Origin of the sequence: Microcoleus sp. B5-D4 (assembly GCF_036705145.1) — a bacterium.
Classification (GTDB): domain Bacteria; phylum Cyanobacteriota; class Cyanobacteriia; order Cyanobacteriales; family Microcoleaceae; genus Microcoleus.
This window is the reverse complement of record NZ_JAUBTV010000019.1, coordinates 47,017-71,777: the sequence shown is the minus strand read 5'-3', so window position 1 is coordinate 71,777 and position 24,761 is coordinate 47,017. Positions and strand designations below refer to the sequence as shown.

General features: G+C 45.8%; 25 protein-coding genes. 9 read left to right on the top strand and 16 right to left on the bottom strand.

Going from position 1 to position 24,761, the window contains the following annotated elements; genetic code table 11:
• Positions 1-122: 122 nt before the first annotated feature.
• Positions 123-344, top strand: a complete 222-nt coding sequence (vapB, locus tag QUB10_RS12050; protein WP_333202352.1) for a type II toxin-antitoxin system VapB family antitoxin — start codon at positions 123-125, stop codon at positions 342-344.
• A 1-nt stretch (position 345) separates the two neighbouring features.
• Positions 346-729: a type II toxin-antitoxin system VapC family toxin gene (locus QUB10_RS12045; protein ID WP_333202351.1), complete on the top strand. Its 384-nt coding sequence runs from the start codon at positions 346-348 to the stop codon at positions 727-729.
• 107 nt (positions 730-836) lie between these two features.
• Here QUB10_RS12045 and QUB10_RS12040 read toward each other — a convergent pair whose 3' ends face one another.
• The 11 genes from QUB10_RS12040 to QUB10_RS11990 all read right to left on the bottom strand — a co-directional run bounded on the left by QUB10_RS12040 (position 837) and on the right by QUB10_RS11990 (position 11,999).
• Complete coding sequence (locus tag QUB10_RS12040) at positions 837-2,429, bottom strand: B12-binding domain-containing radical SAM protein (protein WP_333202349.1); 1,593 nt, start codon at positions 2,427-2,429, stop codon at positions 837-839.
• A gap of 467 nt (positions 2,430-2,896) precedes the next feature.
• A complete protein-coding gene (locus QUB10_RS12035; protein ID WP_333202347.1) occupies positions 2,897-3,862 on the bottom strand; it encodes an NAD(P)-dependent oxidoreductase in 966 nt (321 codons plus the stop codon).
• A gap of 466 nt (positions 3,863-4,328) precedes the next feature.
• Positions 4,329-5,393, bottom strand: coding sequence for a uroporphyrinogen decarboxylase (hemE, locus tag QUB10_RS12030; RefSeq protein WP_333046489.1), 1,065 nt, complete (start codon positions 5,391-5,393; stop codon positions 4,329-4,331).
• Between the two features lie 26 nt (positions 5,394-5,419).
• Positions 5,420-5,563 carry a hypothetical protein gene (locus tag QUB10_RS12025; RefSeq protein WP_333202345.1) on the bottom strand — a complete coding sequence of 48 codons (144 nt, stop codon included), beginning with the start codon at positions 5,561-5,563 and terminating at the stop codon, positions 5,420-5,422.
• Positions 5,564-5,729: 166 nt separating this feature from the next.
• On the bottom strand, positions 5,730-5,999 hold the full coding sequence (locus QUB10_RS12020) for a ParE family toxin-like protein (RefSeq protein ID WP_333202343.1): 270 nt from the start codon (positions 5,997-5,999) through the stop codon (positions 5,730-5,732).
• Entirely contained in the window at positions 5,996-6,193 is a 198-nt protein-coding gene (locus QUB10_RS12015) for a hypothetical protein (protein WP_333202341.1), read from the bottom strand. The genes QUB10_RS12020 and QUB10_RS12015 overlap by 4 nt, the downstream gene beginning before the upstream one ends.
• A gap of 320 nt (positions 6,194-6,513) precedes the next feature.
• On the bottom strand, positions 6,514-7,296 hold the full coding sequence (locus tag QUB10_RS12010; RefSeq protein WP_333202339.1) for a hypothetical protein: 783 nt from the start codon (positions 7,294-7,296) through the stop codon (positions 6,514-6,516).
• A 165-nt stretch (positions 7,297-7,461) separates the two neighbouring features.
• Positions 7,462-8,391, bottom strand: a complete 930-nt coding sequence (locus tag QUB10_RS12005; RefSeq protein WP_333202337.1) for an LD-carboxypeptidase — start codon at positions 8,389-8,391, stop codon at positions 7,462-7,464.
• A 311-nt stretch (positions 8,392-8,702) separates the two neighbouring features.
• Complete coding sequence (map, locus tag QUB10_RS12000; protein WP_333202335.1) at positions 8,703-9,464, bottom strand: type I methionyl aminopeptidase; 762 nt, start codon at positions 9,462-9,464, stop codon at positions 8,703-8,705.
• A 134-nt stretch (positions 9,465-9,598) separates the two neighbouring features.
• Positions 9,599-10,684, bottom strand: a complete 1,086-nt coding sequence (locus tag QUB10_RS11995; protein ID WP_333202333.1) for a glycosyltransferase family 4 protein — start codon at positions 10,682-10,684, stop codon at positions 9,599-9,601.
• 121 nt (positions 10,685-10,805) lie between these two features.
• Positions 10,806-11,999: a HEAT repeat domain-containing protein gene (locus QUB10_RS11990; protein ID WP_333202331.1), complete on the bottom strand. Its 1,194-nt coding sequence runs from the start codon at positions 11,997-11,999 to the stop codon at positions 10,806-10,808.
• 915 nt (positions 12,000-12,914) lie between these two features.
• Between QUB10_RS11990 and QUB10_RS11985 the strand changes: the two genes are divergently transcribed.
• Positions 12,915-14,657 carry a CapA family protein gene (locus QUB10_RS11985; RefSeq protein WP_333156037.1) on the top strand — a complete coding sequence of 581 codons (1,743 nt, stop codon included), beginning with the start codon at positions 12,915-12,917 and terminating at the stop codon, positions 14,655-14,657.
• 310 nt (positions 14,658-14,967) lie between these two features.
• Here QUB10_RS11985 and QUB10_RS11980 read toward each other — a convergent pair whose 3' ends face one another.
• Together QUB10_RS11980 and QUB10_RS11975 are read right to left on the bottom strand one after the other, a co-directional pair.
• A complete protein-coding gene (locus tag QUB10_RS11980) occupies positions 14,968-16,059 on the bottom strand; it encodes a PfkB family carbohydrate kinase (RefSeq protein WP_333156035.1) in 1,092 nt (363 codons plus the stop codon).
• 286 nt (positions 16,060-16,345) lie between these two features.
• The gene (locus QUB10_RS11975; protein ID WP_333156034.1) at positions 16,346-16,897 is read right to left on the bottom strand and encodes a response regulator; all 552 of its coding nucleotides are present in this window, start codon (positions 16,895-16,897) and stop codon (positions 16,346-16,348) included.
• A 198-nt stretch (positions 16,898-17,095) separates the two neighbouring features.
• On the opposite strand from QUB10_RS11975, the gene QUB10_RS11970 reads away from it, so the two are divergent.
• Together QUB10_RS11970 and QUB10_RS11965 are read left to right on the top strand one after the other, a co-directional pair.
• Positions 17,096-18,100: a lipoyl synthase gene (locus QUB10_RS11970; protein ID WP_333202329.1), complete on the top strand. Its 1,005-nt coding sequence runs from the start codon at positions 17,096-17,098 to the stop codon at positions 18,098-18,100.
• A gap of 126 nt (positions 18,101-18,226) precedes the next feature.
• Positions 18,227-18,373, top strand: a complete 147-nt coding sequence (locus tag QUB10_RS11965; RefSeq protein ID WP_333107338.1) for a photosystem I protein PsaX — start codon at positions 18,227-18,229, stop codon at positions 18,371-18,373.
• A gap of 251 nt (positions 18,374-18,624) precedes the next feature.
• Here the strand turns inward: QUB10_RS11965 and QUB10_RS11960 are convergent, their stop codons facing one another.
• Complete coding sequence (locus QUB10_RS11960; protein ID WP_333202328.1) at positions 18,625-18,984, bottom strand: hypothetical protein; 360 nt, start codon at positions 18,982-18,984, stop codon at positions 18,625-18,627.
• 78 nt (positions 18,985-19,062) lie between these two features.
• Here QUB10_RS11960 and QUB10_RS11955 point away from each other — a divergent pair, with 78 nt between their 5' ends.
• Complete coding sequence (locus QUB10_RS11955; RefSeq protein ID WP_333202326.1) at positions 19,063-19,671, top strand: DJ-1/PfpI family protein; 609 nt, start codon at positions 19,063-19,065, stop codon at positions 19,669-19,671.
• A gap of 257 nt (positions 19,672-19,928) precedes the next feature.
• On the opposite strand, the gene QUB10_RS11950 is transcribed toward QUB10_RS11955, so the two are convergent.
• Positions 19,929-20,819, bottom strand: a complete 891-nt coding sequence (locus QUB10_RS11950) for a sugar ABC transporter permease (RefSeq protein ID WP_333202324.1) — start codon at positions 20,817-20,819, stop codon at positions 19,929-19,931.
• A gap of 59 nt (positions 20,820-20,878) precedes the next feature.
• Here QUB10_RS11950 and QUB10_RS11945 point away from each other — a divergent pair, with 59 nt between their 5' ends.
• The 3 genes from QUB10_RS11945 (at position 20,879) to QUB10_RS11935 (ending at position 23,494) form a co-directional block, all read left to right on the top strand.
• Positions 20,879-21,454: a GNAT family protein gene (locus tag QUB10_RS11945; protein ID WP_333202322.1), complete on the top strand. Its 576-nt coding sequence runs from the start codon at positions 20,879-20,881 to the stop codon at positions 21,452-21,454.
• 266 nt (positions 21,455-21,720) lie between these two features.
• Positions 21,721-22,392, top strand: a complete 672-nt coding sequence (purN, locus tag QUB10_RS11940; protein WP_333202320.1) for a phosphoribosylglycinamide formyltransferase — start codon at positions 21,721-21,723, stop codon at positions 22,390-22,392.
• Positions 22,385-23,494 carry a class I SAM-dependent methyltransferase gene (locus QUB10_RS11935; protein WP_333202318.1) on the top strand — a complete coding sequence of 370 codons (1,110 nt, stop codon included), beginning with the start codon at positions 22,385-22,387 and terminating at the stop codon, positions 23,492-23,494. The genes purN and QUB10_RS11935 overlap by 8 nt, the downstream gene beginning before the upstream one ends.
• Positions 23,495-23,612: 118 nt before the next feature.
• Here QUB10_RS11935 and QUB10_RS11930 read toward each other — a convergent pair whose 3' ends face one another.
• Complete coding sequence (locus QUB10_RS11930; protein WP_333202316.1) at positions 23,613-24,761, bottom strand: Wadjet anti-phage system protein JetD domain-containing protein; 1,149 nt, start codon at positions 24,759-24,761, stop codon at positions 23,613-23,615.

Below are 24,761 nucleotides of genomic sequence, written 5' to 3'. Positions count from 1 at the left end.
GATATGACATTTCCCGGCTCTGCTTGGAAACGAGATTAAACGATAGAACCATTCTAAATACCCTTTGACTGCAATTACGGTATAATTGGTGAATATTAGATAGTAAAGATTCCAAATAAATCATGACTCTCGATATAGAGATTTTTCAAACTGTCGTCAAAATGCCAGAATCTCTCAAACAAGAGATATTGCATTATGCAAAATATTTACTTGAAAAACACGCAAAAACTGAATCATCTCAAGAACAACTTGAACAACCTCATGGTTATGGTAGTTGGGCAGGTAAGATTGTTATGTCTGATGATTTCGATGAGCCTCTGGAAGATTTAAAGGAATATATGTAACATGGAATCCCTTTTAGATACTCATGCCTTTCTGTGGTATTTGCTTGGCGATTCCAATCTAGGTAGTAAAGCAAAAGAAGCTATCGATACTAAAACAGGTTTGTACTTTAGTATGGCCAGCCTTTGGGAAATCTCTATTAAAATCAATGTCGGTAAGCTTCAACTGAATCGACCATTTGAAGACCTGCCGAAGGAATTGCAATACATTAACGCTCAAATTCTACCAATTACACTTGAAGACACTGAGATTTACGCAGGTCTTCCTCTGCATCATCGAGATCCCTTCGATCGCATTCTGGTAGCACAGACGATGAATCATTCGCTGGTTTTGATTAGTCGCGATGAGGCTTTTGATGCTTATCCAATTCAGCGAGTTTGGTCATGAAGAAGACAAAAATTTTATAAGGAACTCCACCTAACAAAAGAGAATAGCCAGATACCTGACTTGTTTAAGAAGTACGGTATCTGGCTATTCGGTTGAATTCTCCAACCCTAAACCGCTTGCACTTGCTTTTCCTCAACAGGAACAGGTTCTTGATATACAGTTTGAGACTCATTAGCCAAAAAGTCAGCCAATTGAGCTTCAATTTCATCCCGCACAATTTGGCGGTATTCCAGAAAATGCTCGTTGTGAGCACACACAGTCAAATAATGATCCCAAACCGCAGGATTGCGTTTGAGAATGCTGAACAAATGATGCCAGAACTTCCACCGAGTTTTGCGCTTGACTCCCTGACGCCACACCACAGTTAACAGTGCTCGCAAGTCGATCCAACTGGGAACTCTTGCAGGTATCTTTGCTGTGGGTGCACCTAACATTAAGAAATGGCGATAAGTCCGGTCTAAATATTTCTCAGCATCGTACACTTCGCAGAATGCCTCGACATATTCGCGGGCAATATCTTCGAGAGGCCGCGTCGGAATGAAGTTCATCAAAGTAGTCTGGTTGAGATTGCCCGATTTGTCGCGCAACCGCCCTTCTTTTGCTAGTCTGTGAGACAATGCCGTGTGTGGCAAAGCTTGCAGCATTCCAAACGTTGTGCTCGGAATGGCTGCTGCTTCGGCAAACTGGACAATCCGCTGACCGGCACCGGGTTTTTCGCCGTCAAATCCGATGATAAATCCGGCCATTACTCGCAAACCGGATTTTGCAATTAACTCTACGGATTCGATCAGGGAATTTCGGGTATTTTGGAATTTTTTCGTCATTTGCAGGCTTTCTTCGTCGGGAGTTTCAATCCCTAGAAACACTGCATTAAAATTGCAAGCAACCATCATGTCCATCAATTCTTGGTCTTGGGCTAAATCGATGGATGCTTCGGTGTTGAAAGTAAACGGAAATTTGTGTTCTTCTTGCCAAACTTTTAAGTCTTTTAGCAACAGTTTGACGCTGCGTTTGTTGCCGATAAAGTTGTCGTCTACCATGAACACGCCGCGTCGCCAGCCCAAGTTGTAGAGATAGTCTAATTCTGCTATCAATTGTTGAGGGTTTTTGGTGCGGGGTTTGCGACCGTAGAGCACGATAATGTCGCAGAATTCGCACTGGAAAGGACAGCCTCTGGAAAATTGAATCGACATCGAGTCGTAGGCGTCTAATTCCAGCAAGTCGAAGCGGGGGACAGGGGTTGTGGTAACATCGGGTTTTACGCCGTCCGATCGATAAATTCCGCTTTTTTCGCCACGCCCGATTGCTTCGACAAACATCGGTAAGGTGATTTCGCCTTCGTCGAGAATCAGGTAATCTATGCCCGCTGCTTGAGGTTCTTCTGGTACGGAAGTGGGGTAGGGGCCGCCGCAAGCTACGGATTTACCGCGCCGTTTTGCTTCGCGAATTATGTCTAGCAAATCTTCTTTTTGGACAATCATTGCGGAGAGAATAACGAGCTCTGCCCATTCCCATTCTGCTTCGGTGATTTGTCTGATATTGCGATCGACTAACTTAAATTCCCATTCTTGGGGTAAAATAGCTGCTACCGTTACCAAACCCAGCGGTGGCAGCAGCACTTTACGATCGACTAATTCTAGGATTTTCTCGTAAGACCAAAATGTTTTCGGAAACAGCGGGTAAACTAGAAGAACTCGCATTATATGTTAAACCTCACATCAGTAAACAACTTGCGATCGGGCTGGCGTGTTTGAGAGTTCGATCGACTCTCAAGACTTCATGTTAAGGCTAAAATTACGATCTTGCACTCGATCGAATATCTGGCGATGGGTCACACCCCCTAAGCCACACACAATGAGCGCAATTTTTAGCTTGCAGTTCCCTGTTAAAGTGTGCAAATGCTGATATCTTATCGTATTTGACCCTTAATTGACGATAATCGCATTTAAAAAGCATGGGACTAAGGCAAAAAAGAATTTGAAACACTAGACTTGAATAGCATAAAGAATTAGGGACGGGCTAGAAGCCCATCCCACAAATTGTTTTTCTTGTGGGATGGGATTTGAGAAGCGCAAAAATAATTAGGGACGGGCTAGAAGCCCATCCCACAATCTTTCTTGTGGGATGGGCTTCTAGCCCGTCCGATTATTGGTGCGGAGTGTACGGACTACTTTTTATTTTTATCGGGAATCCCGCTAGTTCTTAACATATCTGCCACTGTGCCGCAGTAACTCGGCATTCCTATGCTTTCGGGATTCACAAGATTTTGATAGGTAAAATGGCGGTAGCTGATGCAAAATCTATCCCAAGCAGCCACCTGAATTCGGAACAGCCAAATAAAGAAATCGGCCAGCCAAGGTGACAGAGTTATCCGAAAAAATATCTTTTTATTCAAATACTCGCAAGCTTGTTCTACCACTTCGTTAGCTGTAATCGCCGGATTTCCTAGCACAAAATGTCGCGGTTCCTCGGAAGCAGGCGGATGTTCAACTAAATAATTAACTACTTTAGCAATATCTGCGCCGTGGATGAAGTGAAAACTGCCATCTGCCTTAAACCAGCGAATCAAACCAATCCATTTTGCGACAAGTGGCAGGCCAGATGACAAGTGAGAGACTGGTTTTTCGGCGTCTCCTCCCAATACTAATGTTGGGTAAAGTGCCGTAATAGGAGGCACATTGGTCAAAGCTGACAAATGCACCATGCAGTTATATTTTGAGCTAATATAATCTGTCCCCAGTTCCCCGGCTTCTTTGAGCAAATTGTTGTCTCTACCGAGAATACTGGCCGTTGAAAAATAAATTACTTGTTGGCAACTCTGTGGCGAAAGTAGTTGAATTAGCTGGAGAGTTTTCGTTACGTTAACGTCAAAAACTTCTTGAGTTCCTCCCCAAGCAGTGGCCGCTAAAATTGCGACATTAATTGTTTGCAAAAGTTCGGCGTGTTGCTCGATATCTCGCATATCGCCTTGTAATATATGGATGCCGGGGCGGGCTTTCCAGTCAAATTTTAATTTTTCTGGGTTGCGAACTAATAAGTAAAGTTCGTGGTTTGTTTCTTGAATCAAAGTTTCGGCCATGTAGTGACCGATACAGCCACTTGCACCCGTTATGAAAATTTTTTTGGCGTTCATTTTGCAGAAGGGGAAGGGGGGGACGGCAAGGGGGAGAATAGGGCTGTTTCATTCTCCTGCAATCCGCCAGGGGTTTCAACCCCTGGCGTCGGGCAAAAGTCGGTTGAAACTGAGATGTTGCACCATTCTCAATTACTTGTTTAGGAACAGGCATCTTGCCTGTTCCACAAAGAGTGAATTTTCTTGTGGAACAGGCATCTTGCCTGTTCTTGAGAATGGTGCAAGATGTGAGTTGAAACCGACTGAAGAGCACCATTGTTAATAAAGGGCTTTTTGTGGCTGGGGGCGGGTTTATTTAACCTGTCTGCACTCTTTAAAGCTATTGGTGAACCCGCCCCTACGGGATGTTTTATTGGCAAGGGTGCTCTTCGGTGAGTTAAAACCGACTGAAATATTAATCTTTAGTCCTCATAGCGAGGACTTTAGCTATGAGACAGGGGTTTCAACCCCTGTCGGATTGTCGGACTCAAGCAGCAACTGCAAGCAATTTGTCGGCTTGTTTTGCGGTTTCAAAGAAGAAACGCACGTTATCTTCGGGAGTTCCCGGTAACACGCCGTGTCCCAAATTGAGGATGTGTCCGCGATGACCGGCTTTGCGAATTGTATCAAGAATTCGATCGCGAATAAACGGTTGAGAACCAAACAACACGCCGGGATCGAGATTTCCCTGAACGTTCATATTCGGGCCCAAACGTCGGCGCGCGTCGGCCATATCAACTGTCCAATCGACGCTGATGATATCCGCGCCGGATGTTGTCATGCGTTCGAGGAGGCCGGCGCTACCGGTGACTAACAGAATTAGCGGTGTGTCGGGATGGGTTTTTTTGACTTGCTCGAACACCTGTTTCTGGTAAGGTAGAGCGAAGGTGTCGTAGTCCTGCGGGGACAGTTGGCCGGCCCAGGAGTCGAACATTTGCACTACTTGCGCGCCGCAGTCGATTTGATAGCGCACGTAAACTGCGATCGCATCTGCGAATTTCGACAGCAACTGATGCAGTAAAGTTGGATCGGAAAATGCCATGTTTTTAATGATGGCATAATCCTTAGAACCTTTGCCCTCAACCGCATAGGCCGCCAGCGTCCACGGCGCGCCCACAAAACCGAGCACGGTGGATTTGTTGCCGACTTCCTCGCGCAGGGATTTCAGGATTGTTTTGATAAACGGCAAGCTTTCTTCCGGGTTCAGCGGTTGCAGGTTGTCGATTTGCTGCTGAGTGCGGATGGGTGCGTGGATAATCGGGCCTTTGCCTTCGGCGATGTCCATGTCGATGCCCAAACCGGGCATGGGGGTGACAATATCGGAAAACAGAATTACGCCGTCGGGTTGAAACGCGCGCCACGGCTGAAGGGAAACTTCGATCGCCACTTCGGGAATTTCGGAACGTTCGCGAAACGAGGGATACTTTTCTCGCAAATCTCGATAGGCTTTCATGTAGCGACCGGCTTGGCGCATCATCCACACGGGCGGGCGGTCTAGGGTTTCGCCGCGGGCTGCCCGCAACAACAAGGGAACTTCATTTAATGCCGACATTTTAACTTTTCTCTACCTTAGATATTTCAATGCCTTTGGTAGCTTACCACTGTGCGATCGTCCTTTTTGACAAAAAATTCATCTGTCAGCGGGGAGGGAGATGAGGGGAGTGGCTGAGTTCGATTTTGGGCGATCGGGATTTGGTTGGTTGCGAGGCTGGCAAATGACATCTAAAATCCTTCCACTGTAGGGGGTTTATAATGGAATTCTCCTCACTCGCAGGGCAAACTAATTGAATGGAAACGCTACGTGCAAACCGCACGTTTTATTTACTTTACCTCTCCCACTCGCTGAAGAGACTAATTAAACGTCTATTATCACACTCTATCGGCGGCTTTATTTCTGAGCTAATATTGCATCGTAATCCCCATGAGTCCCTATCCAAAACCAGACAATACCTTCAGGTTTCTCAACTCCCAGATCTCGGTAACTATGCCCTACTCGCACCGATTGCAAATGCTTTCGCCTGCCAACTTTTTTAAAATGCACCGAAGGGTGATACGGATCGACTTTCAGTAATTCGTAATTTTTATCGGCTAAAGCTTGTATTTCTTGAGGTAGCTGGTGATAGCAGTTCCAAAAACGCGGTAAAGTCAGATGCTTCATAACACTTTAGTCAATCCCGCTTCATACTCTGCATCAACTTCATCAAGTAGTGCATCTAACCGCCCCTCCTCCAAATCGTCTTCAATTTGCCTATCCCAAACCTGTTGGCGATACTCTATCAGCCAAGCAGTGAGTTCTGACAGTTCCTTAACTGACAAGTTCATAATTGCTGTTTCAAGTTCTTTAACATTCATATATTTTGCTACATCATTAATATTATTAATATACCAATAATTCTGAAGGCACGGGTAGTCAAAAACCGGGTTTTTTCTGAAAGACGTGTTGCAGCCCACAGATGAGCGTAAAAAACCCGGTTTCGAGGAGTCGGAGTGCGTCGATAAGCTGTCGCGCATTTAAATTGTATATTCAGGGCGGGCGGGACGCCCAATCCCTACTCCCCACAAGACTTTGATTTTTTTTGACAGACATTTTAAATGCCGCAACAACTTACGGAAAGAAACCGGGTTTCTTGGTAGAAACCCGGTTTCTGATTCCGCGCTACAGTTTGACCTACTTACCTCGTCACGCACACTCCGCCCACCACTACCCGACATTGATCGCGGCCCGCATCAAATCTACTATCATTCCGCCTCGCCGAGTCTAAATCTCTAGTCCGCGAATTGTAGTAATAATCTCCCGCCGGATACCTTCTATTCGGGACAGCGCAGTAAGTCGAGTCTTGATTTCCATCGTCAAACCTTACTCTCACCATAGAACGTCTCTCGCGACAATCAACAGACCGCAAGCCAAAATCATCTTGCAGAAGCTGTGCTCTGTCATATTGACCGTCATATCGGCCGTCATCTCGCCTCGTGTACCAATCGTCCCGCGAATTGCGAGATTGTCTGCCGCCCCCATCAATTCCCGCAACTTCCAGCGTGTAGTTACCGCCTCTGGCAGCATCTTTTGCTAACACTAAAAGCTTGTAATCGCCACTACGAGGAATTTGATAATTAAAAGAACGGTCTTGCGTAAAAGCGACTTGTTTGTTGTTCCCGTAAAATAGCACCATGACGGGAGTAAAACCGCGACTTCTATCTGTATCTAAAAACACTTCAATGTTGTCGCCTTCCCTCGCGCTAAATGTGTATTCTTGACCACGCAATTCTTCCGTCGGAGATCCGGGTGTCCACATATTTCGGAAACGGTAAATCGGGGAAGTTCGGCGAATTACTCCGTCTATGCGATCGTTATTCCGTATCTGTTCGCCAACCGCACTTGAGGAAATTCCGGTAAGTGCCAATCCCGTAACTAGGACTGCGGCAGCAATACTGTTTAACAAGTTGTGTGTTTTCATATCAACCTCTGGAAAAATTTAAAATCTTTTTGCTTTCTTGGCGCCGACATTTGCATACACAATCCATTTTAAATGTAATTTCTGCCAACCGTGTCAACCTCACCCAACCCGGCTATTTAGCGGGTGCAAAATCTCATGTTAAAGTTATAGACGTTGATCCATAATCTAAAGTTGCGATTTATCGCCACAAATCAGCAATCCCGATTCAGCGTCGAGACTCGCCATAATTCCCATCGGTAAAGCAGCGTTAACCCCCTCGTGACCGAAGGGCAAATCCGAAACAATCGGAATATTCAAATCCCCCAGCCGATCGCGCAAAACCTCTTCAATGCTAAAACTGGGAATACTCGGGTCAATCTCGCAGCGACTGAAGCGCCCCAAAGCAATGCCCCCCACCCCAGCGAAAGCCCCCGCCATCCGCCACAAAGTCAGCATTCGATCGACCCTGTAAGGAGCCTCGGAAACATCCTCAAATGCGAGAATAACCCCCGTCAAATCCGGTTGATACGGGGTTCCGAGCAAATGAGAAGCCACAGTCAGATTCGCAGGAAACAGCCGCCCCGTGGCTTGTCCGCTGCCCCATCCTTTACCTTGCAAAGATTGTAAGGGACGACCTTCTATGCAGTCAAAAAGTCGATCGACAGACCAATCCGGTTCATCCGCCAAAGTTGTCAGCATCGGGCCGTGAACGCCCCAAACACCCAATTTAGCCTGATTCCACAGCAAAGCAGTAATATCTGAAAAACCGATTAACCATTTCGACGAATGGGAATCGGGAGTTGGAAATTGGGAATTTTCCGCCTTTCCCACTTTTCCTTTTTCCAAAAGTCGAGTGCTGCCGAAACCGCCTCGAACACAGAGAATACCGCGACAATCCGGGTCATTGAGGGCATCTGCCAACTGTCGGACGCGGTTTTCGTCGGAACCTGCCAAATAGCCCCAGCGATCGTCAAAACCCGGTGTTAATTCAAGTCGATAGCCGCGGGATTTCCAAATTTCTACACCCTTTTCAAAGTTGGTTGATTCTCGCAAAGTGCCACTAGGGGCAATTACTTTGAGCAAATCTCCTGGTTGCAGAAATTTTATGTCAGTCATTAGTTATTAGTTATTAGTTATTAGTTATATCGTGTTTGGTGAATCGATCGTAATTCTGTAGGGGCGGGTTTTACAGACAATTTCTGACTGAAACAGACAATCTCGAAAACCCGCCCCCACCCATCCATAAATACAAACCTACATTTTCGGATTCGATGCAAATTTCAGGTTGATGTAGGTTATCGGTTGTGGCGGGCGGGTTTATCTAGATTGTTGATAATCGTTAGATATTGTCGGTGAAACCCGCCCCTACGGGATATGGTTGATTATTGATTTAGGAGTGAGTTTTTCAGATTATTTGTTAATCATTACTACGGTAAAGTCAGAATTTCCACCCCAGAATCAGTCACAGCCAGAGTGTGCTCAAATTGAGCCGAAAGCTTTCCATCCTTGGTGATAGAAGTCCAACCATCGGCGAGAATTTCCACTTCCCAAGTACCCTCATTAATCATCGGCTCGATCGTAAAAACCATGCCTTGTCTGAGCTTCTTTCCTGTGCCCCGCTTACCGTAGTGCAGAATTTCTGGTTCAGTGTGAAAGACTCGGTGAACGCCGTGTCCCGCAAAATTTCGCACTACCGAAAAACCCTGTGCTTCAGCATATTCTTGAATCGCTGCACCGATGTCGCCGGTACGAGCACCCGGTTTGACTTCCGCAATTCCTCTTCTTAAACATTCCTCGGTTACTTCAACTAACTTTTTAGCGACAGGTGAAGGTTTCCCGACAAAAAAAGTCTTGGAAGTATCGCCATGATAACCATCAACTAAAGGTGTTACATCAATATTAATAATGTCGCCTTCTCTCAGAATTTGTTTAGCATTCGGGATGCCGTGACAGACTACTTCATTGACGCTAGCACACAGAGATTTAGGAAATCCTTTATAGCCTAGCGGAGCGCTTTTTGCTCCGTGTGCCAAAGTCCAGCGTTCGGCTTCATCGTTAATTTCTAGAGTGCTTACTCCCGGTTTAACCATCGGTTCGAGATGTAGCAGAAGTTCGGCCGCTAAACGGCCTGCTTGGCGCATTTTTTCGATTTCTCTACTGGACAAAAGCACTAAACGTTCGGTGGCCATAGTTTTTTCTGTTTCCTTTTTTGTGGTTGATTAAGAGTTCATTTAACTCAATTTCAGAATAGATTTGAATTGCTGCTCAATAAACTTGTAAGGTGCGTCAGTCAGCGAATCTTTCTAAAAATTAGCCAGTATTATTACTGACGCACCCTACTAGCAGTGATAGATTTGAACCAGTGTTCACAACGATCGCCCAAAGCTGATAAAGAATATTCTACCTCTGCTTGTCGCCTGCAAGCGCTGCGGTCAATTTGGTCTAAGCGGGCGATCGCACCTACCAAGCCATTTACGCTATCAGGCTGCACTAAAAAGCCCGTCAGTCCGTCTCTAACAATTTCCGCCGGCCCCCCGCGCTCGTAAGCAATCACGGGTACACCGCACGCTAAAGCCTCGATCGCGACATTTCCGAAAGCTTCCACCCAACGTGGCGTCATCAACAATGCTCGGCACTGACGGACTTGCTCTTGCATTTGGCTTGTTGTCAGAAACCCTAAATATTCTACCGGAGCATCTGGGTAATCTGCACAAATTTTTTGCCAATAATCCTCATCTTGCATTTTGCCCATAATTTTCAGGGGAATGCCTGTAATTTTCGCTGCTGCTACTGCATCTTCTAAGCCTTTCTCCGGGGCGATGCGGCCTAGCCAAGCTAATTTAGACTGCGGTTGGCTGCAAAATTCGTACAGCGATAAATCTATGCCGCTTCCCAACAACTGACACTCCTTGGCAAAGGCGAAGGTTTTGGCTTGAGAAGCGGTGTGAACTCCGATCGTACCAGGAAACTGGACTGCGGTTTGTCCGGCAATGCGATCGAGGGCTGCCGAAAGGGAGCCCATGCTGATCAAATGTGCGATCGGAGTCCTAAAAAATGGTGTCAAATAAAACGGCAGCCAATCGTAGGCAAAATTAACAATGACATCCCATTCATCCTGAAATTGGCGAGCATATTCCCACATATTCGCCAGCACAGAATCTGCGGGCATCACAATAGGAGCATTGTAATCTTGTGTTTGGGCGGTTACTTGCAAATCACCTGTTATTTCGATTACAGGAATTGATTCCAAGACTGAACCTACTGGTGCTACAACTGCTATTTTATGACCGCGACTCTGCAATTCTTTAGCAATGTTAAGGACTGTAAGTTCGACACCGCCACCCAACCCCGAACCGAGTTGACCGACCGAAGTTGAGAGTAACAATATTTTCAAATAGTCATTAGTCATTAGTCATTAGTCATTAGTCATTAGTCATTAGTCATTAGTCACTAATTATAACATAATCTAAGTTATAAATTCTCCACTCTAAAATTTAAAATTTCAAATCACTTGAAAATTGTTAGACTTATCAATCCCTCCCAGAACGCGGACGGATGCGATTCAACTGATTGATGGCCCAGCGAGCAGTTTCCTGAACTTCGGGATCTGGATCGTCCGTCGCACGGTGCAACAAGTAACTGATTTGATTCACCAATTCGTAAATCCGCGTCAAGTCGCGAATCGCATTTTTACGCACTTCGGGATTTTCATTTTGCAGCGAAATTGACCACGCATTATTCATGGGTTTGAGCGTGCGAATGCCAATTTCCGAGAGACTTGCCAAAATTAAACTGTACTGCTTCGAGTCGGAATTTGGTAGCAAATCGAGCAACGGCTCAACTGCTCTGGAATCTCCCCGCTGGCCTAGTTCCCAAATTGCTTTGCCTCTCTTTGCCGGATTTAGGTGCTGCAAATCTTCAATCAGTGCTTCAATAATATCAACTTTAGGTCTACCATCCGTTTCGGGAAGGGCAATACCTTTCTTCTTAGCTAGGGAATCGGTTTGATTAGTTGTTTCGGGAATGTTGAAACCTGTGTTACTGTATCCGTTGCTGTGAGTTTCCAAGGGCGAGGTGTCGGAATGAATTCGATCGCCCTCGACTGCTGCATCCTGGGATTCTGGTTCCCCGGATTCCAGGATAAACGGTAAAGGTTGATCGCTGCTCTCGATACTGTAGTTTTTTGGCAAACCAAAAGGGTAGGGCAAGGCTGACAGCGATTGTCCTCCAGAAGAATTCTCTTGCGGTCTACTTTGGTGCGAGTTTGTAGGAGAATCGGGATTAGTGAATGGAGAGTTTCTTTGGTGGTGGCGCTCAAATCTTCCCCGTCTTCGCTTAGGATAATTTGACTCGTCACTGCTAACTAATTTGAGCATGATAAATACTGCCGCTGCCGTGACGACAACTGCTGCCAAACCCAACATTAAGAACCCCCGCTGACGAGACAAAATGACGATCAAATTGGATACCGATTTCGGGATCTTAGAATTAGATTTGGACGTTTTGGACGGCTGAGATTTGTTTTTATCGGGCGCTGGAGAGGGTTTTGGAGGCTTGGAATCCTGGCGATCGTCCGGGGGAGAGTTCGCCTGAGCAATTTCTTGGGAAACAGCACGCGCAGAGGCATTGAGTACCTGTTGCCCTCCGTCGGCACTTGGACTGAACGCAGCGCCCAGACAGGCAATGCAGGTGAACAAACATACAGAGGAGCGGTAATGCGCCATAAGACTCAATCCGGGTTTTGAGAGGCAACGCCGCATGACGAGCTTTAGTTTAACCTTGAGTTAGCTCGATCCTAGCTGCTATGGGCTTAACTAACTCACTAATAGCACCAGACTAACGAAAAACCCTGGTTTGAGAGGGCACCGAGCCAGATCTTATAAGCACAATTGTGTCATTGACGTGCAACTCCTTTAAATAATTAGTTTAATTAGTTTAAAACGAACAACTACATCGGCGGCCGCGACTTTAGCAGCCGCATCCCGAAAGTTGATTGCAGCTAATCTCACCTACGTGCAGTGTGCAGTGCAGGCCCCGCAGCGCAGCACTGCTGGGGCGCTAGCAGACGATTGTGGCTCGCCGTCGATTTCTCACTAATAGCGTCGCATGACCAAGAGTTTAACAAGCTTCCGAGCCTGTGGGTCGATCGTTTTTGTGTGAATTTGGGCGACAGTGGGACAGGGGCATTGGCACTGGTAACGAGAAACTCGGTTTTTTCGTTAATTGTTCGCTGCTAAACCGCATATTTTCAGTACATTCCAGGACGCACTTTCGACGCTCACAAATCCGTTTTATTTACCAAAAATGCTGTAAGAAAGAGAGCGCTGATTTGACCGATGTTAATTTGAAGGGGGCAATTATCCCGGATAGAAGTGTTTGGGCGATCGACTAAGATAACCGTTAGGAAATATTGTATTCAGCAAGCAAGCGCCAAAAATCCTACTATCTTGTAAAAGTAGGGTCGGATTTAGTGAGAAGCTATAGTGAGAGCGAGTATACCCTTTCACGCACGCGCCCTCTCCCCACGTTTTGTTTATTTGTACCCACTTACTTAAGTTAAATCAATCGGTATTTAATGCTGTGCCGCCAAATTTGATATAAGATCGAGCTAAATTTCTAGTGTGAGAGTAGAGGCGTTTGTGAGCCAACAAGATATTTTAAATTTAGCAAAAGAAGGCGATGCCAGGGCGATCGCATTTCTGATCGGCCAAGCACTCCAAAGCTTCGGCGTCACGGCTAAAGCCAGCCGGGAAAATGACACCCTGCACCTGCTGCTGGAAGCAGAACATTTACCCGCAGAAGAAGCCTGTCTCCGAGTCGCAGTCAAAGGGTTGCAGCGGCTGCAACCAAATAACCTTTACTCAGTGACAGTTTACGGGCGGCGCGGCGGCGAGCAACTGCCCGCTTGGACTCAGACAGTAGAATTAAAAAAACGCTTGACTTCCGCACCCGTGAGTCCGTTAGTTGCCGTGAATGCAGCAGTAGCTGCGAGTGCAGCAGTAGCCGCTAGTGTAGCCGCTTCTCCCATTCCTGTGACTTTGCCCAAGCTAGAAACAACTCCAAATGTCACAACGGCGCCCCCTCAAACACCAGAAAAATCTCCGCCCCAACCCCCTAAAATCCCAACTCCAAAACCCCCAAACCAAAGGCAGCAAAAGCCATCGCCGCAGCCAGAATTAGCAGGCACTAAAACTAAAAAATCAGGGCTGTCAGTCGGTGCTTTGAGTCTAATTCTCGTACCGATATCCGGCTTTGTGCTGGCTTCTCAACTTTACAAATCCTCACCCACCGCTACTAATAACCCTCTAACGTCAAAGCCTGCGGTACAAGAAGTGAGATCAACACCCGCAGCCAAACCCCTTCCCGATCCAAAACCGCCCTCCCCTGCTGCCACAAAACCTGCCATTGTGCCCGCCACTGTCAGCATCAAAGCAGTTGGTGACATGATCCCCGGCACAAATTATCCCTACAACAAACTGCCGGCCAAAAAAGAGATGTTATTAGAGTCGGTAAAACCGTACCTCAAAGGAGCTGATATTCTGTTTGGCAATTTTGAAAGCACGATGACCGATTATCCTTACAGTTCCAAAGCAGGTGGCGGACGAATGCTGTTTGCCTTTCGGACGCCTCCGAGTTATGCCAAAATTTTCAAAGATGTTGGTTTTGATATTTTGAGTATTGCCAACAATCACTCTTACGATTTTAACGAGCAAGGATTTAAGGACACGATTAAAAACATCGACAGCAACGGCATGAAGGCTGTTGGCAAAAGAGATCAAATTGTTTATCAAAATGTCAAGGGCGTGAATTTTGCCTTTATCGGTTTCAGCAACTACGGCGACGTTCACAATTCCTTGCTGGAACTGAAAGCGGGAGCCGAAGTTGTCAAAAAAGCTAAGGAAAATGCTGATATTGTAGTGATATCAGTTCATGCTGGAGCTGAAGGAACGGGAGCTATCAATGTGAGAAATAAAACTGAAATTTTTTACGGAGAAAACCGGGGAAATATGGTTTTGTTTTCGCGGACGATGATTGATGCGGGAGCAGATTTGATTTTGGGACACGGCCCGCACGTTCCCCGAGCGATGGAACTTTATAAAGGGAAATTGGTTGCTTATTCCCTGGGAAATTTTTTGGGTTATCGCACTTTGTCCACAGCAGGAGCACTCGGTCAATCTCTAATTTTGGATGTGAAAATGACTCCGAAAGGGGATTTTGTTTCTGGTAAGATTATCCCCGTCCAACTTGACGGGCGAGGTGTGCCGGCTGTTGATAACAAATTTAGGACTGTGGGGTTGATTAACCGTTTGACAAAGAGCGATTTTCCCAATAGCGGTTTGACAATTGATGACAAGGGGCAAATTTTGAAAAAGAGTAAGTAGTCGTTAGTCATTAGTCATTAGTCATTAACTGGTTCCCCGGCTCTGCCTGGGAACCGATATCCAGAGGCTCTGCCTCGAAAAGCGATGGGAAAATTGGAGGCTGAGCCTCCGGATCTGCGTTACCAGGCAGAGCCTGGGAACAAGTAATAATCAATAAACCATTACAACTGATTGGGAGCATCTCACTTTTGCAGTTAAGCTAGAAATTGGAGTTTTAAGGCAGGAGGCAGGAGGCAGGAGGCAGGAGGAAAGAGGAAGAAGGAAGGAGCCAAAAGAAGTGTTTTTACAAATATGAGATGCTCCCAACTGATTAGTGATCGATCATCGTTTTCAAAGCTTCTTTCATCTCCTCTACAGTTGTTGTCGCCGTACCGAATTGACGCACGACAATACTAGCCGCCAAATTTCCCAAAACTGCCGCTTCCCAACCGGATGCACCGACGCACAAAGCTAAAGTCATTGCTGCTACGACTGTATCTCCAGCACCGGTTACGTCGAATACATCAGTCTTGTTAAAAGGGGGAATGTCCCAACTTTGAATGGCAAATTCCCCCTTTTCACAAATAGATGTTGGAGGGGGTGAATTGTTGATTTCTTCGCCGTTCGCCCTTTCAAACAAAGTCATCCCTTCTTCGCCGCGAGTAATCAGGATTTTTTGAGCTTGAGTTAAGTTCAACAAATCGCGTCCTGCTTGCATTAAAGTTTGAGGGTTTTTGATAGCATATCCCACTGCTTGCTCGGCTTCTGGCAAGTTCGGGGTAAATAACATTGCTCCAGAATATCGCTGCAAATTTGTTTGACAGTCTACAATTGTTTTGCCGGGAACCACTGCCGATTCGATCGCCAAATTTGTCAAAACTCCGTCGCCGTAGTCGGAACAAACCACTGCATCTACTGTCGGTATTTGCTGCCGGATGTAGTCTGACAATTGCAATTGCAAATCTAAATCCGGCAACTCGTCCGATTTGCGATCGACTCTGACAATTTGCTGAGTCACCGACTGCCGCGCGTGCCCGGAAATTCGAGTTTTGGTGACTGTTGGACGCTGCGAATCGATTAAAATCCCACCCGTATCAATTCCCGCCGCCTCAAAAATACCGCACAAAGCCTTTCCCTGGTCGTCTTTTCCCACCAAACCAGCAACTTTTACTTTGCCTCCCAGTTTGGCTAAATTATAGACAGCATTTGCGCCACCTCCGGGTACTTGCTGAGTATTTTCGTAGCGCAAAATCAACACAGGTGCTTCGCGGGAAATTCGCTCTACTTGTCCGGTAAGAAACTCGTCCAAGGTCAAATCTCCGATCGCTAATACCTGCGCTCGATCGAAGCAGTCTAATCTTTTCAATAATTGCTCTGTTGAGGCACGCAGTTGAGGCAAAAAATCGGAATAGTCGTTAGTCATTAACCAAAAAAATGAGACTGAGGAGTTAATAATTGAGTGTGGAACGAGCGGGAATTAAAAATCCTAATATTAATTAATAATTAATTTCCTCCATTGTTTTATTTTTAACTTTTAATTGATTTTCTCACTGGGATTTTGATAAACCAGTTGCAGGCTATTGGCGATCGCACTCGCTCAAACAATTTGGCAAAAAAATGCGGATAAAATCGCTGCCCTTGAGACTCAACTGAAAGTTTCACGGTGTGGAAGTTTCCTTCTACATAAGTGCCTTCAAAAAACAGCAGAATTATTTCAATTTCTGCTTGATGATCGTAATCACCTGAGTCATTTGTTTTTTGAGTGCATCAATTTCCGCTTGCATTTTCGCCATTTGCACAGTCATCGCCTGAATTTCGGCGGCGCCCGCTCCCGAAGTGGGTGCAGCAGCGGCGGCTGGGGCTTCCGGCACTGGTTTCTTTTTGGCCAGTACCATCGCCGATTTGATTGCCTCGGTTAGCTGCTTCTTCTCAAACGGTTTGGCGATAAATGCAAAAAAATGCTTCTCAAAGGGTTTCGGAATTTTTTCCATCACCTCTTCTTCGCGGCCCGACATGATCACCAAAGGTATCTTAGAAAGCTCAGGATGGGCTTGCACTTTTTGATACACTTCCCAACCGCTGACTTTGGGCAGTAGGAAATCTAACATAATTAGATTGGGACGGGCTTGACGGATCAGTTTGAGTCCCTCTTCGCCGTCTTTTGCTTCTAGAACTTCAAAGTTACCCTGCGGCAACATCTCTCGGACTCGGACGCGGATGACTTTACTGTCATCGATTACCAAGATTTTTTGACCAGCCACGACTGACTCCTTCAGTAATGAATGAGTGATGATTTGCAACCTTCAGTATATCCCTAACAGAATTCTACCCATAATTCTGGGCGAGTTTAGTTTTGTTGCACGTCGGCGCGATTCTGATTTCGGGTGATACTTCTACAAGTTCAGGGGCTTTGATTTCGGATACGATCGAAGGAATTAACTCAATCGCAACTTAATTATATGTCGCCCCAAACTCCTAAAACTCCTACTGTCAAAGCAGTTGCCGCCCAAATGCGGGGTGAAATCGAGGCGATGCCGGAGTGGTTGCGTAGGCCCGTTGGCAAAGCTAGCGAACTTTCCCAAGTGCAAAAAATTATCAAACAGCGGCAAATTCACACGATTTGTGAGGAGGGGAGATGCCCCAACCGGGGCGAGTGCTACGCGCAAAAAACGGCGACTTTTTTGTTGATGGGGCCGACTTGCACCCGCGCTTGTGCTTTTTGTCAAGTAGATAAAGGTCATTCTCCGATGCCCCTAGACCCGGAGGAACCGCAAAAGGTGGCGGAGGCTGTGCAGTTGTTGGGTTTGCGCTATGCGGTGCTGACTTCGGTGGCGAGGGATGATTTGCCGGATGGGGGTGCGGGCTGGTTTGCCAGGACGATCGCCCAAATCCGCATTCTCAACCCGCATACTGAAGTTGAGGTACTGACGCCAGATTTTTGGGGGGGAACAGGTAGGGGCGGTGCCCCCGTGCCCGCCCTCCCCGTGCCCGCCCTCCCCGTGCCCGCCCCCGACGGGGAGAATTCCGGCCTCGATGAGTTGCAGCGACAGCGGATTCGCACGGTGGTGGAGGCTAAACCTGCTTGTTACAACCACAATATTGAGACGGTGCGTCGGTTGCAAGGGCCGGTGCGGAGGGGGGCCAAGTACGATCGCTCGATCGACGTTCTGCGTATTGTTAAGCAATATGACCCAACTATTCCCACAAAATCCGGTTTGATGTTGGGGCACGGGGAAACCGAAGCTGAGATAGTCGAAGCGATGATTGATTTGCGGGACGCCAAGTGCGATCGGCTCACCCTCGGTCAATACATGAGACCATCTCTAGAGCACCTCCCAGTGCGTAAATACTGGACGCCGGCCGAATTTGACCGTTTCGGGTCGATCGCGCGGGAGATGGGGTTTGAGCGCGTGCGATCGGGGCCTCTAGTCCGAAGTTCCTACCACGCCGGAGAGAGCGATTGAAACTAATTTGAATTCAACTCGGTATCAACTCCTTGTTACAAAAAATAACTCTAGAGGATTGTGCATAAGTGCGACGCTCTCTGCTATTTGTAAATAGAGTGACATTATCAATTAGGAGCTTTACCTATGGCAGAGATAGCGAAGAACCAATTAAAATCCGAGTCCGTGATGAAAACGGGCAAATTCCCTTACACATTTCGCGCAGGCTGGTTTCTGTTGCTGTTAGCCATCAATTTTGTGGTTGCAGCCTTTTATTTCCATATCATTGAATAGTTCTGCAAGTTAACTTTTAGCAGACCCTGCTGTTCTCGACCTCAACGTCGGAGAATGGCAGAGAGGGAGAGGGGAAGAGTTTGGAGTTGTGAGTAGGGGAGAATATGACTTCATTCTTCTAACGAATGACTACTGACTTTTTCCCTCTTCCTTCTGACTCCTGACTCCTGAATCCCGACTTTTGCTCAATAATTCATCCGTGTATCCGTGTCAAAATCCGTGTCGTGCCTTCCTTCTTCCTTCTTCCTTCTCTAGCGATTTCTCGACGCTTCTAGCTTTGACAAGCGCTCTTGAATTTTAATAACATCTTGCTTAGTTTCAATTGCCAAAGTTGCTAAATTGTCAAACATCGGGTCTCCCGACAGCGTTCGAGGATTTGTCCGACCAGAACCGGAAGGAGACGGAGGCCGGTTAACTCTAGAACCTTGGTTCTGCAAGCTGTAGATTTGTCCCCTGAGTTCAGAAATTTGCCTTTCTAATTGAGTAATGCGAAACTCTAATTGAGTTGTGGATTGAGCGGGCGTGACAATTGGCGCAACAGCAATTGCTAAGGCGCAAGCCAGACATAAAAGACAGATTGTTACGGCGCGATGGCGAATATTTTTCGGCATAGCTTTAATAATTTAAATTATACCAGTTCTACGATAACAAATCGCCGAGATTTTTTGCCTCTATCAGAAGTAGGTCTTATGGCAACTAGGAACGTAGCTATTTTAATGTTCGAGGATGTCGAGGTACTGGACTTTGCAGGCCCTTTTGAAGTGTTTTCGGTGACATCAGAATTAAGTAAGGGCGAGCGACCTTTTGCAGTCTCTACCGTAGCCGAACATCCCGGTGCTGTCAACACCCGCAATGGTTTGAGCGTAAATCCCGACTGCACCATTTCCGATTGTCCGCCACCGGATATTTTAATTGTACCGGGAGGACAAGGTACGAGAAAGTTAATCGATAATTCAGCACTTATTAATTGGATAAAAGATTGTGCGCGAACAGCAGAATTAGTGCTTTCTGTCTGTACGGGTTCGCTGCTTTTGGCAAAAGCTGGTTTGTTGGAAGGTTTGGAAGCAACTACACACCATCAAGCATTGGATTTATTGAGAGAATTAGCTCCCAACACAACTATTATCGAAAATCAGCGATTTGTAGATAACGGCAAAATCATCACTTCTGGGGGAATTGCTGCGGGAATTGATATGTCTTTGCACGTTGTCGGCAAACTTTTGGGTACAGCACAAGCTGAACAAACAGCAGATCACATGGAGTATAAAATTGGAATGGGTAATTGGAAATCCAGTTAATTACACATTTTATTTGTACGAACACGGCATGAGTTCTTAGTGTCAATTTAAGTTTCAAATCCTTTGTATCTCTCGTTTATAGCCGAAATTCGATCCCCCTAAATCCCCCTTAAGAAGGGGGACTTAGACGCTCTTGTTCCCCCCTTCTTAAGGGGGGTTAGGGGGGAGCGAGAGGCTTATTAGATGGACAAAAGACTGGTAAATTTGGACGTTAACTTAACACCTATGGGCATTGCCGTGTCCATACCCCTAGCTAATCAAGCATCTTCGCCCCAAACTTTTAGTTGTAAATAGACTAATATCAAAGCTATAGCCATCAGGAAAGTTGCCGCTGCGGCTGCATAGCCAAAATCAAATTGCGAAAAAGCTTGCTCGTAAATATAATAAACTAGCAAATTAGTAGAGTTCAAAGGCCCGCCGCCGGTGATGACGTAAACTTGCTCGAAACTCCGCAGAGTAAAAATAGCAGTAGTGACGGTAGCAAATACTAAAGTCGGTCGCAAACCGGGTAAAGTGATGTACAAAAATTGCTGCCAAGCATTAGCTCCATCCAATTCTGCGGCTTCGTAACGATTTACCGGAATTGCTTGTAATCCTGCTAAAAATACTACCATATTAAAGCCTAATTGTTTCCAAACACTGAGCAGAATGATCACTGGCATTGCCCAAACTGTGCTACTCAGCCAAGGAATTGGATTTAAGCCGATCGCCATTAACACACTATTCACCGGGCCTTCGGTTTGAAACAACCACCGCCAACCCAAGCCAACTGCAACTAGAGAGGTAATCGAAGGAATAAAATAAGCGGTGCGGAGAGCTCCTCGCCAAGCAAACGAGCGATTTAGCAAAACTGCTAAGCCCAATGGAATCACTAAACTGGGAATGACTGTTGCAGTAGTAAAATAGAGCGTATTTTGGAGAATTTGCCAGAAATCCGGGTTTGTGACTAGACGCCAGTAGTTGTTGAAGCCAATCCAACGCAATCCCGACTGAGTAAAGCTGCCGCTGGTAAAGCTGAGGTAAAATAAATAGGCGATCGGCCAAATCAAAAAAGTACCCAGAAACAGCAAAGCTGGGGCCAGAAAAGTCCAAGCTGCGATCGCATCATTATCCAACCAGTTAAAACGCCCAAATTTAATCCGAACCATTGGCTTGTAAATTTTAGCTTTTAGTTTTAAATGGTATCACAATATAGGTCAATGTCACAATGAACCTTCTCGATATATTAGCTAATTTACCGACTATAGAAACAGAAAGGCTCCTGCTCCGAAAAATTACCTTAAACGATGCCAGCGATATGTTTGAGTATGCCTCCAATCCTGAAGTATCACAATACACATTGTGGTCAACTCACACATCGCTAGAAGACACTAAATACTTTCTTAGGTCACTTACTAAAATGTACAAAAGACGAGAGCTGGTAGATTGGGGAATCGTCCACAAAGCCGAGAAAAAATTTATCGGAACTTGCGGATTTGTGGAATGGAGCATGACGCACAGCCGCGCGGAAATTGGCTACGCACTTTCTAGGAGGTATTGGGGAGAAGGATACATGAGCGAGGCTGTTAATGCAGTGATTGAATTCGGCTTTCGGGAGATGTTGCTGAATCGAATTATGGCTCGATGTGAAGTTAACAATATTGCTTCCGCTCGCGTGATGGAAAAAGTGGGGATGCAATTGGAAGGGGTATTGCGACAGCACCTATTTGTGAAAGACAGATATTGGGATCTAAAACTTTATTCGATTCTCAGGGAAGAGTTTTTTGAGAATATTGTAGAATAGGGTTGAATCAGTAAGTGACAAAATAAAATATACTTAGGACTGAGCCAATATCTCGATGTAGAGTGCGACCAAGCACACCTTACCCTTTACCTCTATAGTAGAATACGAGTGAATAGTTTTTATCTTTATGACCAAGAATTTCTTGATGGTACAAGCCCCTGGATTTATCCGTGGAATCAATCCAAAATCTAAAATCTAAAATCCTCACGCCCCCGAATTTATCCGTGGGGCCAATCCAAAATCTAAAATCTAAAATCTAAAATCGAATGACCGCTAATCCAGTATCTGTTAATTCCAATGCCTGCCTGATTTCTCCTGAGATTGGCAAAAGTTCTATCGCTCCGGCTCATCCTCCATTAAAATTAGGAGTTTTAGCATCAGGAAGCGGCAGCAACTTCGAGGTAATTGCCCAAGCCATCCAAAACCAAGAACTCAACGCTAAAATCCCAGTATTAATTTACAATAACCCCGAAGCAAAAGCCGCAGCCAGAGCCGAAAAATACGGCATTCCCTCGATTCTGCTCAATCACCGCGACTGCAAAAGCCGCGAAGAATTAGATACAAAAATTGTCAAAACTTTTCAAGAATATGATGTAGAATGGGTAGTGATGGCGGGTTGGATGCGAATTGTTACCAAAGTTTTGTTTGATGCTTTTCCCGATCGCGTTATTAACATTCACCCCAGCTTACTGCCAAGTTTCCCAGGAATTCGCGCCGTCGAGCAAGCACTGGCCGCTAAGGTTAAAATCACCGGATGTACGGTGCATATTGCCCGTTTAGAAGTAGACAGCGGGCCGATTTTAATGCAGGCTGCGGTGCCCGTATTGCCTGAAGATACCGCAGAAACGCTGCACGCGAGAATTCAGGTGCAAGAGCACAAGATTATGCTCGGTGCGATCGCACTTATTGCTGAATCTAATCAAAAAGATTGTGACTAAAAACCTTACCAGTGCCGCATCTATCCCCGAATTGCCCGTCAGCGAATCACCCGAAACAGGCCCGCCGCTGACAGACTCCAATCGCCTGAAATTAATTCTCAAAGAAAGGCTCAAAAAAAGCATCGGCCTCAAGGGAGAATTCTATCTGCCTTGCTTGCCATCGATGCTAGACGACTATCTTAAATTACTGTCAGACTTCTTAAACATTCTCGGACAAAACATCGACGCTGCCCAAACCGAAAACTTGCGAACATTAATCGCCAATGCCTTAGCAGAAGGATTCAAAAATTCCCCCCACGCTAATCTAATAGTCTCCTATTTTCCCGCCAATTCCCAAACCGGTTTAGCCGGCGGCATTACTCTGAATACCAAGATTCAAGTCGAATCAATGGCCCAGAAATATCATAGCTGGCCGGATATTCGCCCCGAACCTTTATTCGGCAGCCATCCCGATGCCAAAGTCATCGCCATTGCCGCCGAATTAGGCGAACCGGGAAAAGCACCTATTTTAGATGTTGGTGCGGGCCCAGGGCGCAATAGTCTGCCTTTAGCAAGGTTAGGTCATTCTGTGGATGCGATCGAACTAACACCGATATTTGCCGAGAAACTATCATCCGCAGCAACCGCCGAAAACTTGCCGATAAATGTCACCCAAGGCGACGTTTTAGACCCATTACTGAGGATGAAAACTTATCGCTACAAATTAGCGATTGCTACCGAAGTTCTCTCTCACTTCCGCTACCCCGAACAAATTCGTCTTTTCCTCGGCAAAATGTCAGATGCCGTGTTAAGTGGCGGGTTTATCTTATTCAGTGCTTTCTTAGCAGTAGATGGGTACGAACCCGACGAGATGGCAAAACAAATGTCTGAATTGTGTTGGTCTTATCTGATTACCAGACAAGAATTGCAAGCAGCAATAGAGGGTTTGCCGTTAGAAATTATTTCTGATGAATCTGTGATTGAATACGAACAAAAACATTTGCCTGAGTCGGCGTGGCCGCCGACACCTTGGTTTGTCAGTTGGGCGACGGGGCGCGATTTATTCTCGGTGCAACAAACACCGCCGTTAGAGTTGCGGTGGATACTTGTTAAACGCTTGTAAAGAGCTGTTTCTTTTATCTGGGCTTATATCATCTCCGGTAGCATCGGAATTAGGTAATGCGAGCGGGGATCACGCGATTTCATCCAAATATATGATTCCGATGCCACCGGAAACGATATTACCGATCGGTCAAATTATTCAACCTGCAAATTACAAAATCCTTCGGTATCTTTTCCTGTTCTAAACGAATTGTTTGCTTGCATAAATCAGCAAATAAATCATGCTCCTCCGGTGTCAGGTAAAGTAAGTTAGCAACCTTGCACAATGTTCCCGGCACAGCAGATTCCTGAAATGTATCGAAAGTTTCTCGATCCATCATAACAGAAATTGTTTGATCAAAATAAGACCTTAACTGCGAAAGAATCTGGAACCCTTGGGCATCCAAATCGCCCCAGTAAATTATTTGGCAATGCCTTAGCCACTCAACATCTTTTAAAATAGCTACATTAAACCCCTTTCCCCACAGCGCAAAGCTGTTGTTTAAATCAGGTAAGGTGCGAAAATTCATCAGATTCTCAGTAATAATAAAGCGGTATCCTTGAAGATTGCGACTTTCAAAATCAGAAATGAGTATGCTCATCTGGGAGGTGCTAATGCCATGCTTCACCTGTAGGTTTCGATCCAAAGCTCTGATAGTTACCGATGGCTCAGCATATCGCAAACCAAATCGCTTTTCAAAATCATTTTCTTCTTGATTTATAGCATCATCTGGCAGGATAGCTGACAGCAATTCATTTAGAATACCTTTATTTTGTTCGATGAACTTAGTGTGAACATTTATCGGTAGTTCGCGAAGATAAAGCTGAGGTTTGGGATGGTTCTGAAAATACAAGCATGCAGGCAATAAATTCTCCCATTTCCCTAAGTGATTGATTACTTTTTGAGGATTTTGATTGAGCCAGATATTCAAATCAGGAATTTCCTTTCTAATCCTTGCTACAACTTGTTTAAAATCAGCAAATTCAGGTTCCTTATTCAGGAATTTGAGATAATCTGTCTCTGTTTCAAATGTAATTCGGGATGGTAAAGACTGGAGATCAAATTTGCGAGTTTTCCGCTGGATCAGCTCAACTTGATACCCGTAGCCAACGAACTTTTTTGAGCCTTTCAGAAGTTGCTGTACAGCATCTCTTAGCTTCAGGTAGTCGTCGGGAATTTTGCCAGCGGGAAAATCTCGCGGGAAAAAAGGTTCTCCCTGGAGCAAGGATTGCAGGAAGGGAATATATAGTCGATCGGCTTTTTTTCTGATTTCTTCGGGGGTAATCAT

Excerpts from the sequence above, each read along its gene's own strand:
- QUB10_RS11950 (WP_333202324.1), bottom strand. The coding sequence starts at position 20,819 with ATGGTTCGGATTAAATTTGGGCGTTTTAACTGGTTGGATAATGATGCG.
- QUB10_RS12015 (WP_333202341.1), bottom strand. The coding sequence starts at position 6,193 with ATGAATGTTAAAGAACTTGAAACAGCAATTATGAACTTGTCAGTTAAG.
- QUB10_RS11990 (WP_333202331.1), bottom strand. The coding sequence starts at position 11,999 with ATGGCGCATTACCGCTCCTCTGTATGTTTGTTCACCTGCATTGCCTGT.
- QUB10_RS12025 (WP_333202345.1), bottom strand. The coding sequence starts at position 5,563 with ATGTCATTTGCCAGCCTCGCAACCAACCAAATCCCGATCGCCCAAAAT.
- QUB10_RS11965 (WP_333107338.1), top strand. The coding sequence starts at position 18,227 with ATGGCAGAGATAGCGAAGAACCAATTAAAATCCGAGTCCGTGATGAAA.
- purN (WP_333202320.1), top strand. The coding sequence starts at position 21,721 with ATGACCGCTAATCCAGTATCTGTTAATTCCAATGCCTGCCTGATTTCT.
- QUB10_RS11960 (WP_333202328.1), bottom strand. The coding sequence starts at position 18,984 with ATGCCGAAAAATATTCGCCATCGCGCCGTAACAATCTGTCTTTTATGT.
- map (WP_333202335.1), bottom strand. The coding sequence starts at position 9,464 with ATGGCCACCGAACGTTTAGTGCTTTTGTCCAGTAGAGAAATCGAAAAA.
- QUB10_RS11955 (WP_333202326.1), top strand. The coding sequence starts at position 19,063 with ATGGCAACTAGGAACGTAGCTATTTTAATGTTCGAGGATGTCGAGGTA.
- QUB10_RS11945 (WP_333202322.1), top strand. The coding sequence starts at position 20,879 with ATGAACCTTCTCGATATATTAGCTAATTTACCGACTATAGAAACAGAA.
- QUB10_RS12035 (WP_333202347.1), bottom strand. The coding sequence starts at position 3,862 with ATGAACGCCAAAAAAATTTTCATAACGGGTGCAAGTGGCTGTATCGGT.
- vapB (WP_333202352.1), top strand. The coding sequence starts at position 123 with ATGACTCTCGATATAGAGATTTTTCAAACTGTCGTCAAAATGCCAGAA.
- QUB10_RS12010 (WP_333202339.1), bottom strand. The coding sequence starts at position 7,296 with ATGAAAACACACAACTTGTTAAACAGTATTGCTGCCGCAGTCCTAGTT.
- QUB10_RS11995 (WP_333202333.1), bottom strand. The coding sequence starts at position 10,684 with ATGACTAATGACTATTTGAAAATATTGTTACTCTCAACTTCGGTCGGT.
- QUB10_RS12020 (WP_333202343.1), bottom strand. The coding sequence starts at position 5,999 with ATGAAGCATCTGACTTTACCGCGTTTTTGGAACTGCTATCACCAGCTA.
- QUB10_RS11970 (WP_333202329.1), top strand. The coding sequence starts at position 17,096 with ATGTCGCCCCAAACTCCTAAAACTCCTACTGTCAAAGCAGTTGCCGCC.
- QUB10_RS11930 (WP_333202316.1), bottom strand. The coding sequence starts at position 24,761 with ATGATTACCCCCGAAGAAATCAGAAAAAAAGCCGATCGACTATATATT.
- QUB10_RS12045 (WP_333202351.1), top strand. The coding sequence starts at position 346 with ATGGAATCCCTTTTAGATACTCATGCCTTTCTGTGGTATTTGCTTGGC.
- QUB10_RS12005 (WP_333202337.1), bottom strand. The coding sequence starts at position 8,391 with ATGACTGACATAAAATTTCTGCAACCAGGAGATTTGCTCAAAGTAATT.
- QUB10_RS12040 (WP_333202349.1), bottom strand. The coding sequence starts at position 2,429 with ATGCGAGTTCTTCTAGTTTACCCGCTGTTTCCGAAAACATTTTGGTCT.
- hemE (WP_333046489.1), bottom strand. The coding sequence starts at position 5,393 with ATGTCGGCATTAAATGAAGTTCCCTTGTTGTTGCGGGCAGCCCGCGGC.
- QUB10_RS11980 (WP_333156035.1), bottom strand. The coding sequence starts at position 16,059 with ATGACTAACGACTATTCCGATTTTTTGCCTCAACTGCGTGCCTCAACA.